The sequence below is a fragment of the Flavobacterium lipolyticum genome (assembly GCF_020905335.1).
Taxonomy (GTDB): Bacteria; Bacteroidota; Bacteroidia; order Flavobacteriales; family Flavobacteriaceae; genus Flavobacterium; species Flavobacterium lipolyticum.
Genome location: NZ_JAJJMN010000001.1, coordinates 2,862,910 through 2,875,589, shown reverse-complemented (window position 1 = coordinate 2,875,589; position 12,680 = coordinate 2,862,910). Strand labels below are relative to the sequence as shown.

Below are 12,680 nucleotides of genomic sequence, written 5' to 3'. Positions count from 1 at the left end.
AGATTTACTATTCTAAACCCTAAACAATGAGAACATTAGAACAATGGTTTGATGAATACGCTGTGAGTCATCAGAACCCTAAGAATAAGGCGATACATTATATTTGTGTACCAGCGATCTACTTTTCGATAGTTGGACTGTTAATGAGTATTCCAAGTTATTTCATCTCCAATACCTTAAAATTGAACGCTCCTGTTCTGGAAAACTGGGCGGCTGTTGTTTTAATTTTTGTGCTTCTTTTTTATCTTCGTCTGTCGGTAACGATGGCTTTGAAAATTGCTGTTTTTTCGGCAATTTGTTTGGTTGTAAATTACTATGTCGGACAAGTTTTACCGTTATGGATCTTTTCTATTGGCGTATTTATAATTGCCTGGATTGGTCAATTCTACGGACATAATATTGAAGGAAAAAAACCTTCTTTTTTGAAAGATTTACAATTTCTAATGATTGGTCCAGCCTGGGTAGTGGAGAATTTATTTTCTAAGAAGTAATTTACACCCTATATGTTAGAAATGATAGCCTCAGGAATACTTGCATTTTAGCGGAAATACTAATTAACATACTTATAAAACATTAAAAAAATGGAAAACAAAAAAGCATCATCATTTGTTTTTGGAATTATTGCAATCATCTTAGGAGCAACATTGTACAAACAATTTGACTTTGAAAAACTAACTTTCGAAAAACCCGCTTTAGCAGCACTTTATAGCATCGTGTTTTTATTCTCTATTTTCATTTTAATCAAAAACGCAAAAAAAGGATCTGCAAAATAACGGAGATAAAATTTCGTGCCTCTGATATCAGATCGTTTTCGAATGAATTATTAAAATAAGGCCTGAGAATATCAATTCTCAGACCTTATTTCAAATACCCTCATATATACTTTTTAGAAATAATTTATTCTAAAATTAAATTGAAGACCATTAGCTGTAACAGAAAATGTGACTCTAAATGACAGTTTCATAAATTCGATTTTAGAAGTTATTAATCCTACAGTAATTTTATTGGTATATAGATATCGACAATATGAAGGTTTTCCGGATGCAATTTAGGATCATTTAAATGACTTAAAAAGAAATTTCTATTATCGGGCTGATAACCATTTTCTTCAAACCACACTTCGTATATGTAATTCCAGGTTTTAAAACATTCTGACATTGGTCCTTCTTTATGGAAAATGGCATATAATCCTCCACTTATTATTGTATTACCCACTATGCCCTCTCCAACTATTTTCTCAGGAACAGACAAACAAACGTCAGCCTGAAGCATTCCTGATAAATTAGCATTACTTCTGTAAACGGTTAATGCTTTGGTTTCAGGAAAATTTACTAAATTTCTTGGAGTAGCCCAGCTGAAAAGCTTTTTAAACATCTCTTCAAATGTTTCACTATCATGACTGTGGATATTGAGATTTCTGATGTAAATAACATTAAACGCCTCAAGATTTTTAACTTCAAAATCAAGTTTTTTCATTTCACTCATTTCAATATTTTTTAAATTATTTAATTTGAGTGCAAGGTAGTTTTCGATTTCAGACTGCATTTTTCCAATATTGCTATCTATTATACGAATATTGCTATTTTTATACTGCTCCCGCCATTCGCTTGGTGTCATCTGTCTGACTTCACGAAAACTCCTTGAAAAAGAGGAAACACTCAAAAAACCACAATCATTGGCTATTTCACTAATTGTCTTTGACGGATTATTCATCAGGAAAAACAGCGCCCTCTCTATCTTTGCATTTTTAATAAATTCATTGATTGTTCTTCCTGTAACAGACTTAAAAATTCTATGAAAATGAAACTTTGAAAAGCTGCAAAGCGCTGCCAGTTTTTCTAAAGAAAGCTCTTCATGAAGATTTTCTTTAATGTAATCTATACTCTTATTGATTCTAAAATAATACTCTTTAATAGACTCTTCCTTTGTCATGCTTTTAATCTATAGTATATACGTTAAATATCATTTACAGATGCAAACTAATATTAATACAAAGTTATGGATGTATCAGACATTTTTTTATTCTTTTAAAGTCCTTTTCTGAAGCAAAATTATTAATACATTTATCCAACAATAAAGATTAAAAAATGGGTGACAGAATATTAAAAGACATACGCTTTTACGAAAGTGAAAAGCAAAATATTGAAGGGCAAAGCATCCCCCGACAACTAGGTAAGCTTTTCGTACCAACAAAAGACACAAATTTTATAGGACAACGAATTGCCAGAAAATTAAACGAACTAAAATGCACTTATGGAGAATTTGATCATATATACATCAATTTAACAACCGTATTAAAAGAAAATGAAATTGTAGTTTCTAATAGAAACGTTGACAAAAGAATTAAATATTTAGATTTTGGAATTAACACTGAAAAATTACAATCATTTTCCGATAGTGAAAAAAACAGCCTAATTAAATCAATAACATTCCAAGTGCTGCGAAAAATAAGTAATGCCTTAAATTTAGCATTAGTAGATCAAACTGAGAAGCTTATTTCTGAGTTGGATACCAAAATAAAAATTCATTTTAAAACAAAAGAAACCAAGTCCTTTAAAATTGATATTTATTATCAGATTGAAGTCGAAGAAATTGGAACAATGGCTGTAATTGAATACAAAGACAAGAAGAATAATTTTTGCGGTTCATTAAACTACAAGCTTCAATTCTATGAGGATATTTATACCTTGATTGATACGATAAGTTTTACGAAAGGACTAATAACTTTAAAACCCAAAAAATCTTTTACCGCAGACCTGAATAATAAAAGATATGAAACTCCAATACAATTAGAATTGAGCGATTTTAAGGAATTTGTATGTGTGTAAATGGTTTTACAATCGCAGTATTACTAAAATAATGCAGCCTATAAATTTTATAAAGTCCAATAATCTGAGATGATTTTAAGCTTGTCACGGGAGCTTCACAGGATTTACAAACCAAAACGTGTAAAACAGTTAAAAAAAGACCTAAAAAAAACCTATTTCATTACGAAATAGGTTTTTGTGTTTAGGTGATCTTGGCGGTACAGAATTTGAAGCGTTTATTGGAAGATTTAAAAATTGGAGAACAGCTCTTTTTAATTCATATTAAACCTTATTCTTTTGATTAATCTTTTTGAGTCTATAGCTATTTCATCTCGTCCATGCAGTAGTAAATCATTTCTGAATAATACTAAATCTTGCTTTTTTAATTTAATTTTAAAAGAATTAGCTTCAAAAATTTTATCTAAATTATTTAGTTCTTCCATTTCCTTCTCATTGATTTCGGAAAATGATTCCATAGTTATTCTGTCATAACAAATGTAATAGTTGCCATTATTGAGACTTAAAACACTTCTATACTGATTTCGGAATTTCCATTTTTTATGTAATAGATTATGGATAACATTTTCAGGTAATTGATTTATTATTTTTCTTAAAAAAACAAAGTTATTTGCACCTTGCTCCTTGATGGCTGGCTCGACACATAAAAGACCTACACAGTTTGGAATTACATCAAAATCAGCACAATCAGTATGCAAAGGAAAGGCCAAAGCCGAAGTAGCAATAGAGGTAAAAAAATTATTTTGCTTAGCTATTTTTACATCAAAAATGTCTTGCCTACAATTGTTTCTATTTTCTTTTACAGAATCTCCAATACTATTGATAAATGATTGAAATTCATGATCTAATAAGGGAAAATTTTCTATAAGCACTATAGCTTGCCCCTTTTGCAATGTTTTAATTACATCTTGAAGATTGAAATCTTTTTCAAAATCAAAACTAGTTAACAAGTCCAATGCCTCCATCAATAAATAAGCTTAATTCATTCTTAAATCCATTTTTCGGAAAACTACTGATTTTTTGCTCCAAATCCTCAATAATGGTAAATACTCCAAATTCAGTTCCTGATTTATAATAATAGCTACAGGATATTTTTTCTACGTTTTCACCCCATTTAAGTTCTCTGTAAAACGGAATCTCAGTTATTTCATGAATTTTTAACAAGAGTTCTCCAATTGTAGAGCTTTCATTAATATCAAGAACATTTAAAATTACGGGAGTTTGATTGTCATCGTCCAACTCTGAAAAAAATTCAATATCCATCTCTTATATGCTTAATTATTTAAGTTCAATTAAATTGTCTGGCTAATATAAAAAAATTGAAGTACTAAATTTCTCAAAACCTAGTAGAAATATTTTATCAATAACAAAAACAGCTGCATATTTAAAGTCTTAATTAATTTTAAAATCCTTCACAGCGTTCGAACCGAAATTTACCTTAAATAATAGTGTTGCGAAAAAATAGAATTTTTAGAATAATTTTCGAACCTTAAAAAAGCCTGACAATCTACATTCTCATGCTTTTCAAATTTTATAGCGCCCTTGACGTTACAGAATTCGAACCATCAGTTAGAAGATTTAAACATTTTAAATAATGCATCACCATTTGATTTTATAGTAATTCAACTAGTGATTAGTTATCCCGTTCTTATTCATCAATGAAGTAAAACCATGGAAATTCTCACTCCCATTAGTGCAAAAGTATTCAGCAAATTAAAAGCCCTTGCAATGATTTATAACTTATTATATATTTGATAATAAATAAATGTTAATAGCATATATTAGTTCTAGGTTATTTATGACAGACTATATCAATAAAGAAGATAGACAATTAGCAGCTTCTCTTGTTAGAAAATATTTTAACGGAGAAATATCAATATGTAACTTATTTGATAACTTCCCAAATTTCGAAAATGATTATAAGATACGGGCTCTATTTTATAGAATTGAAAACAAACCTAAAACAGGATGGTTATTTGGTGTTTCAAAGTCAAAATATAAAAAATTCTTAGACGAAACTTACAATATGATTGAAGAATTGGAAAGTGATCAATTGCGTTCTAAAACAATGAAAAGTCTGTTTGAAATGCTTTGGCTACAATCAAACAATTGTACGGAGCAAATACAAAATATGGGGAATTTAATATTCGAAGTGTCAAAAATGACCAATAATTCTAAAAAGGAAGTTGTTAGATACCTAAACTTACTTATGGAGAAAAGCTATATTGAAAATATTTCGACAGAGCCTCTTTTATATCAATTTACATTAAAAGGAAAAAATATAAAAACGGATTCTGAAATAGAAGAATTAATAAAAAACGCCACATAACAGCTACTACAACGAATTTGGACAATAAGGTTACTGGAAAAATGTTCTTGTATTTGGGATGTTTTGGAAATCTGAGAACAGGCCTTAATTTAGCCCCAAACCAGGTGTAGCAGCAGTACGTCGACAGTCAGTTGAAGCCGCGTTTACGCAGGAAATAATCTAACAGATTTAATTTCTTTAGACACCAAACTGAAAAAAATAAAAATCTAATCTTAAATCCTAAATTTATAGCATGAGCAAATCATCCAAAATTCAAATATATTTTTATTCAATACTCTTATTTAACATAATTTGGTTATTTATATTTCCAAAGCCAATTAAAAATTTCTCTCCAATCATTTTTGCAATTCCAACTTTCCCTGTTTTTGCTTTAAGTTCATACAACAAAGTACACGAATTTAGTACAGCACTTAAAAACACACATCCTGATTTGTTTGAAAAATATGTTATTAATTATGGAAATATACATGACCGAGGTAAAATAGTTGAAATAGGGTACATTACAAAAAATGAGGATTTTGAAAATTTACAAGATGCGAATCTTTACGAATTATATAATTTATGTAAACAATTTGCGACGTTAACGATTTACTCCTTTATAATTACCCTTTTTTTAGGAATCGCAACAGTTTATCTATAGAAACGCTATATCAGAAATATTGATATTGAAATAAGAAAATTATCTTTGTCAGCAGAATCGCGTAAAGAAGATACTTAAAAAATAAGGATAAAAATATCAGTTCCATTATAATACCGTAACGCCAGAAGCTACTACAACGGATTTGGGCAACAGGCTTAATGCGAAAATGCTTTTTTATTTGGATTAGATGTGCTAATCTAAAATAGAGTTCAATTTGAGATTAAACCTTAACTATAAAGCCCTAAAAAAGAATCAAAAAACTTAACAGCCCATGATGGGGTTCGAGCCGAAATCTCCGTAGAATATAGGCATTTACAAAACTCTAATAAAATCTCAAAAAAAATAGAGCCACAAAAAAAAGCCTAAGAATCTACATTCTCAGGCTTTTAAAATTAATAGTGACCCCGGAGGGGTTCGAACCCCCAACCCTCAGAGCCGAAATCTGATATTCTATCCAGTTGAACTACGAGGTCTTCTTATTTTAGATTTATGATTTCAGAGTTCAAATTCTGAACTAAACTCTGAAATCATGAAATTATTTACGATAATAACTTTTTTACAATTGTAGAAATGGTTTTCCCTTCAGCTGTTCCTCCCAATTGTGCAGAAGCCAATCCCATCACTTTACCCATTGAAGCAATTCCAACAGCTCCAGTTTCAGCAATGATTTTTGCTACTACTGCTTCTACTTCTTCTTCACTTAACTGAGCCGGTAAAAACTTCTCGATTACAGCTACTTGAGCCAATTCAGGCTCTGCTAAATCAGGACGATTTTGCTCTGTGAAAATTCTGGCGCTTTCTTTACGGGTTTTCACCAATCTCTGAAGCAATTTAATTTCATCGTCTTCTGTTAATTCTTCTTTAGAACCTGAAGCCGTTGCAGCCAGTAACATTTCAGACTTAATAGCTCTTAATGCTTCTAAACTTACTGTATCTTTCGCTTTCATGGCGGTTTTAATCTCGTCCATGATTAGTGTTTGTAAACTCATTTTCTAATTTTATTTAAATAAGCCAAGGCTTATAGATTGATCGATTACCTTTAAAATTATATTTTCTCCTTCGCTTAAGCTGACTAATAAGATTCACTTTAAAAACCTGTTTGGGAAGTCAAATTTTAAATTCTGTGCGAAGATAAAAAAAATAACCCGAAAATTAAATCCAATTTTCGGGTTATCCAATTATTATGATTTTAAAACTAGTCTACGTTGTCGTGCAAAAACGAATTGTTTGAACGCAATTGCAAATCGTTGTTACTGTCTGTTCCAACCGAAATTCTTGAGTTTGTGTTGTTTGCTTGTGAATTAGACAAATCGATACCTAATCTTTTGTAAGCAGGCTCTTTCTCCAATTCATCAATTCTGGACACATTATTATGGAATTTATAATTAAATTCTTTTAATTTTTTTCTTCTTTCTTCTGCTCTTAAACGTAAAGTCTCTTCAATTGTCAATTCCATCGGAGACACATTTGCTGTTGTGGAGTAATCCGGTTCAACAGCGAAATCAGGTCTTGGTTTCATGGTGATATTTAATTCTGCAGGAATTACTTCTTCTACCACTTTTTCAACCGGTTTTGACGTCATTAAATCGTTTTCAACTTCCATGTATTCCTCTAAAGAATACTTGATAACTCCTTTATCAGAAAGCTCGGTTACCGGTACAAATGAAACCGGATCATTTACTTTAATATTACGGGTTTCGTTTGTTAATTCGAATAAAACTTTAGTTTCTTCAACAACTGGCTCTTTCCTAACTTCTGGTTCGGATCTGAAAATTGGCAAATCAAAGGAGAATGTCGTTTGCTCTTCTCTTTCGAATGTTCTTTGCTGCACTTGCTGAACAGGTTTTATATCCTGAAAAGCTTCGGCTTGCGGACTCGTAATCGTAAAATCGATATCGGTTATCGGCGAAACAATTTCAAACGTAACATCCAAATTTTTGATAAACTCAGACATTACCACTAACTCTTCCTGATTCATCGCTGGAGCAACTGCCACCGGAGCAACTTCAAATGGTGCAGCTGCAACTGGTACAACCGGAGTGGGAGTTACGGGAGCAACCGTGTCTTCATCGTCCATTAAATCAAAAACAATTTTTTCTTCTGATTTACTGGTTGGTGTATCAATTGTTAAATCAAAAGAAGTAACTGACTTATTGGTTAGATTATGAACACTTCTTTGCTCATCTTCCAAGGTATGAATGATTTTTTTAGGCTCTGTATTAACGATATCATTTTGCTGTTCAACATCAAAACCTGTCGCAATAATAGTTACGGCAATAGCATCACCAAGAGCTTCGTCTTCACCAACTCCCATGATGATATTTGCATTGTAACCTGCTTCCACCTGGATGTGATCGTTTATTTCTCCAATTTCATCCAAAGTAATCTCATTTGATCCAGAAACGATAAGCAACAATACGTTTTTGGCTCCTGTAATTTTATTATCGTTCAGCAACGGAGAGTCCAATGCCGAAATAATAGCTTCCTTAGCTCTGTTCTCGCCCTCTGCCACAGAAGATCCCATGATCGCCGTTCCACTATTCGAAAGAACAGTTTTAGCGTCACGTAAATCGATATTTTGAGTATAGTGATGCGTAATTACTTCAGCAATACCTCTTGAGGCTGTTGCCAAAACTTCATCCGCTTTAGAGAATCCGGCTTTAAAACCAAGATTTCCATATACTTCTCTTAATTTATTATTGTTGATCACGATTAATGAATCGACCTGCTTACGCAATTTCTCAATTCCTAAAAGTGCCTGCTCCTGACGTACTTTCCCTTCAAACTGAAAAGGAATCGTCACAATACCAACGGTCAGGATCTCTCTTTCTTTAGCTAACTGTGCAATTACCGGAGCTGCACCTGTACCAGTTCCTCCACCCATACCAGCGGTAATAAATACCATCTTAGTACCACGGTCTAACATTTTTTCGATATCAGCGATACTTTCTATAGCAGATTGCTGTCCCACATCAGGATTTGCTCCTGCACCAAGACCTTCTGTTAAGTTCATTCCTAACTGAATCTTATTAGGAACCGAACTGTTCTGCAGTGCCTGTGAATCGGTATTACAGACGATAAAATCTACGCCTTTAATACCTTGTTTAAACATATGGTTGATAGCATTACTACCACCTCCACCTACACCTATTACTTTGATTACATTTGATTGGTTTTTTGGTAAATCAAATGAAATACTTCCAAATTCTGAGTTGCTCATCATCTTTTTGGTTTTTGAAATTCTTATTTAATACATTTTTTACTTCTTGACTTGGGGCCAATAAAGTAATCCTTTTCTTTTATTATCTTATTCTGCGTTGTCTAAAAAATCTTTGATTTTATCGACATATCGGTCAAAAAATGATCTTCTGATTTTTGTTTCTGTAGATTCTTCTTTAGAGACGCTGTTTCTAACTTCTCTGGTTTCTTCGATAGTTTCTACTCTTTCAACGTAGTTTTCTTCAACTTCGTATCGCTGTTGCACCGGCTGTTGTATCGGTGGCGGTACATTTCTGTAAACCACTTTTGGCTGATCGTTTACAATCTCCATTCTAACAGCACTTTGCGTACTATTCTCGATACTATTCATTACTAAACCAACTGCGGTCGCAAATAACGGACTGGAGATTTCTTCACTGGAATTTCCTGCCAGGTGCTCGTTTGGATATCCAATTCTCGTATCCATTCCTGTAATGTACTCTACTAATTGCTTGATGTGTTTTAGTTGAGCACCTCCGCCCGTAAGCACGATACCGGCAATTAATTTTTTACGTGGATCTTCGTGTCCGTAAGCCTTAATTTCTGCAAAAACCTGCTCTACAATCTCCACCACACGGGCATGAATAATTTTAGATAAGTTTTTAAGCGAAATTTCTTTTGGCTCTCTTCCTCTTAATCCCGGAATAGAAACAATTTCATTGTCTTTATTCTCTCCCGGCCAGGCCGATCCGAATTTTATTTTTAAAAGCTCTGCTTGTTTTTCGATAATCGAACAGCCTTCTTTTATATCATCTGTAATTACATTTCCTCCAAAAGGAATTACTGCTGTGTGGCGAATAATACCATCTTTAAAAATGGCTAAGTCTGTTGTTCCTCCACCAATATCAATCAACGCAACTCCGGCTTCTTTTTCTTCCTGACTTAAAACTGCATCCGCAGAAGCCAAAGGCTCTAAGGTTAATCCGGACAATTCAATTCCTGAACTCTGAATACATCTTCCCACGTTTCTGATTGAAGAAGCCTGCCCCACTACAACGTGAAAACTGGATTCTAATCTTCCGCCATACATTCCGATTGGCTCTTTAATCTCAGACTGCCCGTCGATTTTAAATTCTTGCGGCAAGACGTGAATAATTTCTTCTCCCGGTAACATCGCCAGTTTATTTACCTGATCGATCAAAAGCTGAATATCTTTTTCGCCAATTACTTCCTCCGGATTATTACGGCTGATGTAATCGGTATGCTGTATACTTCTGATGTGCTGTCCGGCGATACCTACTACCACATCTTTAATTTTATAACCTGAATTATTTTCTGCTTCAAGTATTGCTTGCTGAATTGATTGAATAGTTTGCGTAATGTTGTTTACAACTCCTCTCGCCACTCCCAAACTTTTGGATTTCCCAATCCCCAAAATTTCCAGTTTACCATACTCATTTTTCTTGCCTATCATGGCAACTATTTTGGTTGTTCCAATATCTAGACCTACTGCAATGTTATCTTTTTCCATTTTCTATTATTTTGTGCAAACTACTTGTTCCGTAAACCTAAGGTCAATTTTATTGTATTTGTATAACGAACTATCTAAAACCGCTTTTTGAAAAAAGGCTTTATAGTTATTAAATTTCTTATCAACATTCATCGTTCTGCCAAAATCGATGAAGTAATTATAGTTTCTATTAAACATTTTTAAGCTGCCATTAGGCATAATTTGTATAGCAATGATGTTTTTTTTCAAAAACGCATCGTCATAAATTGTGCGAAATAAAGCAGCTAAATCTTCGTTATTTTTTTTATTAATTGCCCCCGAAACAAGAGGAACTCTCGCAGTATAATTGTCCGACAAGGGCATTTTATTACCCTCATAGTCAATATAAAAAGATCGATCACCATCATAAACTCTTGCTATTGGCGTCTTCTGTTTTACTACTGCTTTTAGAACGCCGTCAATGCTTACAAAAACATCTGACTTTTCAATCATGTCTTGCGCATTGAGGGTTTTCTCTATCTTATTCAAATCTAATTCATCTTTTCTAATACTGGAAGCGTCTTTTTTATTTTCTATCAACAATTTATTAACCGTTTCAGGCTTTACAAACAGGGTGTTTTCTCCTACAAAAACGACCGTGGATTTTTTTAATTTTCGATCTCCATTTCGATGTTGAGCGAAGGAATATAAAAAAATAACCAACCCAAAAATGAGTATCAAACGAATATTTGTCCAATTAAATATTTTCATTCAGCATTTTTTTAATTGAAGGAACCATCTCACCAAGATCACCAGCTCCTATTGTTACAATTATTGGCGCATCACTGGCTTTGATCTCCGCTAATAAATCCTCTTTTGCAACAATTTTTTTGTTCGAATTTGTCATTTTTCCCAACAGCCATTCTGATGTAATCCCTTCCATCGGTAATTCACGTGCCGGATAAATATCCATCAGAAACACTTCATCAAATGCTGATAAACTCTCCGCGAATCCATCGGCAAAATCTCTGGTTCTGCTGAATAAATGCGGCTGAAAAATAGCCAGTACTTTACGTCCCGGATACAATTCCCTAACTGCCTGATGTACTGCATTTAGTTCTGTTGGATGATGTGCATAGTCATCTATATAGACTAAATTTTCAGATTTAATCTGATACGAAAAACGTCTTCTGATTCCGTTGAATGAAGCAATGGCCTTTGCAATGGAGTCGGTCGGGGTGCCGAACGTTTTAGCCATCGCAATAGCCATTAGTCCATTCATTAAATTGTGTTTCCCCGGTAATCCGAAACGCAAGTCTGTCATCACTTCTGCTGGCGTCTGCACATCAAAAACATAACTTCCGTTGTCGATACGAACATTAAAAGCCTTGTATACAGCTTCTTCGTTTATAGCACACTGAACTCCTTCAAGAGGTAATTCTTTGGTTATAAACAGCTTATTTTTATCTTCTACTTTTGAAGCAAATTCTACAAACGAAGCCTCAATTGCATCACTGGTTCCGTAAATATCCAAATGATCTGCATCCATTGAAGTGATACAGGCAATATTAGGATGCAAGTGCAAAAACGAACGATCAAATTCATCTGCTTCCACTACGGTAACCGTTTTTCCTTCTCCAATTAAATTCGAATTGTAATTCTCTACAATGCCTCCCACAAAAGCAGTCACATCTGCTCCGCTTTCATACAGTATATGCCCCAAAATACTTGAGGTTGTGGTTTTTCCATGTGTTCCTGCCACAGCAAAACAAAACGTATCTTTAGTGATAATCCCTAAAACTTCAGCACGTTTTTTAACCACATAATCTCTTTCTGTAAAATAATTCCATTCAGCATGTGTTTTGGGTACAGCCGGTGTAATAATCACCAGTGTATTCTCAATATAATAGTCCTTTGGAATTAAACCAATATTATCTTCAAAATGAATATCAATACCGCTTTCAATCAACTCGCTTGTCAGCATAGATGGTGTCTTATCGTAACCGGAAACCTGTTTCCCTATATTTTTAAAATAGCGGGCCAGGGCACTCATTCCGATGCCTCCAATACCAATAAAATAAACGTTTTGTATTTGATTTAAATTCATTTTTTCTTTTGCTTTTTTTTTCTGCTTTAAGCATTACGCTTTAGGCTTTAAGCCTTCCACTTTTGTCTTTATTTTTTATTCTTTTCTTGCTT

General features: G+C 33.3%; 13 protein-coding genes and 1 tRNA gene. 5 read left to right on the top strand and 9 right to left on the bottom strand.

Features of this window, described 5'->3' with window-relative positions; genetic code table 11:
• The first annotated feature begins 26 nt into the window (after window positions 1-26).
• Both LNQ34_RS12605 and LNQ34_RS12600 read left to right on the top strand, forming a co-directional pair.
• On the top strand, window positions 27-491 hold the full coding sequence (locus LNQ34_RS12605) for an Mpo1 family 2-hydroxy fatty acid dioxygenase (protein ID WP_202703435.1): 465 nt from the start codon (window positions 27-29) through the stop codon (window positions 489-491).
• Window positions 492-581: 90 nt separating this feature from the next.
• On the top strand, window positions 582-773 hold the full coding sequence (locus LNQ34_RS12600) for a hypothetical protein (protein WP_230000006.1): 192 nt from the start codon (window positions 582-584) through the stop codon (window positions 771-773).
• Window positions 774-990: 217 nt separating this feature from the next.
• Here the strand turns inward: LNQ34_RS12600 and LNQ34_RS12595 are convergent, their stop codons facing one another.
• The gene (locus LNQ34_RS12595) at window positions 991-1,932 is read right to left on the bottom strand and encodes an AraC family transcriptional regulator (RefSeq protein WP_230000004.1); all 942 of its coding nucleotides are present in this window, start codon (window positions 1,930-1,932) and stop codon (window positions 991-993) included.
• 155 nt (window positions 1,933-2,087) lie between these two features.
• Between LNQ34_RS12595 and LNQ34_RS12590 the strand changes: the two genes are divergently transcribed.
• Window positions 2,088-2,828, top strand: coding sequence for a hypothetical protein (locus tag LNQ34_RS12590; RefSeq protein ID WP_230000002.1), 741 nt, complete (start codon window positions 2,088-2,090; stop codon window positions 2,826-2,828).
• A 251-nt stretch (window positions 2,829-3,079) separates the two neighbouring features.
• On the opposite strand, the gene LNQ34_RS12585 is transcribed toward LNQ34_RS12590, so the two are convergent.
• Together LNQ34_RS12585 and LNQ34_RS12580 are read right to left on the bottom strand one after the other, a co-directional pair.
• Window positions 3,080-3,790 carry a TauD/TfdA family dioxygenase gene (locus tag LNQ34_RS12585; protein WP_230000000.1) on the bottom strand — a complete coding sequence of 237 codons (711 nt, stop codon included), beginning with the start codon at window positions 3,788-3,790 and terminating at the stop codon, window positions 3,080-3,082.
• Entirely contained in the window at window positions 3,765-4,088 is a 324-nt protein-coding gene (locus LNQ34_RS12580) for a hypothetical protein (RefSeq protein WP_229999998.1), read from the bottom strand. The genes LNQ34_RS12585 and LNQ34_RS12580 overlap by 26 nt, the downstream gene beginning before the upstream one ends.
• 502 nt (window positions 4,089-4,590) lie before the next feature.
• Here LNQ34_RS12580 and LNQ34_RS12575 point away from each other — a divergent pair.
• Window positions 4,591-5,154 carry a hypothetical protein gene (locus LNQ34_RS12575; protein ID WP_229999996.1) on the top strand — a complete coding sequence of 188 codons (564 nt, stop codon included), beginning with the start codon at window positions 4,591-4,593 and terminating at the stop codon, window positions 5,152-5,154.
• Between the two features lie 232 nt (window positions 5,155-5,386).
• Window positions 5,387-5,794: a hypothetical protein gene (locus LNQ34_RS12570; RefSeq protein WP_229999994.1), complete on the top strand. Its 408-nt coding sequence runs from the start codon at window positions 5,387-5,389 to the stop codon at window positions 5,792-5,794.
• Between the two features lie 399 nt (window positions 5,795-6,193).
• Here the strand turns inward: LNQ34_RS12570 and LNQ34_RS12565 are convergent.
• From LNQ34_RS12565 to murC, 6 genes are all read right to left on the bottom strand, one after another.
• A tRNA-Arg gene (locus LNQ34_RS12565) sits at window positions 6,194-6,267 on the bottom strand.
• Between the two features lie 66 nt (window positions 6,268-6,333).
• On the bottom strand, window positions 6,334-6,783 hold the full coding sequence (locus LNQ34_RS12560; protein ID WP_202703060.1) for a GatB/YqeY domain-containing protein: 450 nt from the start codon (window positions 6,781-6,783) through the stop codon (window positions 6,334-6,336).
• Window positions 6,784-6,989: 206 nt separating this feature from the next.
• Window positions 6,990-9,017: a cell division protein FtsZ gene (gene ftsZ, locus LNQ34_RS12555; RefSeq protein WP_202703059.1), complete on the bottom strand. Its 2,028-nt coding sequence runs from the start codon at window positions 9,015-9,017 to the stop codon at window positions 6,990-6,992.
• A gap of 84 nt (window positions 9,018-9,101) precedes the next feature.
• Window positions 9,102-10,523: a cell division protein FtsA gene (gene ftsA, locus LNQ34_RS12550; protein WP_017497013.1), complete on the bottom strand. Its 1,422-nt coding sequence runs from the start codon at window positions 10,521-10,523 to the stop codon at window positions 9,102-9,104.
• Window positions 10,524-10,529: 6 nt separating this feature from the next.
• The gene (locus LNQ34_RS12545) at window positions 10,530-11,252 is read right to left on the bottom strand and encodes a cell division protein FtsQ/DivIB (protein ID WP_202703058.1); all 723 of its coding nucleotides are present in this window, start codon (window positions 11,250-11,252) and stop codon (window positions 10,530-10,532) included.
• Window positions 11,239-12,588 (bottom strand): UDP-N-acetylmuramate--L-alanine ligase, encoded by a 1,350-nt coding sequence (gene murC / locus LNQ34_RS12540; RefSeq protein ID WP_202703057.1) that lies wholly within the window; start codon window positions 12,586-12,588, stop codon window positions 11,239-11,241. The genes LNQ34_RS12545 and murC overlap by 14 nt, the downstream gene beginning before the upstream one ends.
• Between the last annotated feature and the right edge of the window lie 92 nt (window positions 12,589-12,680).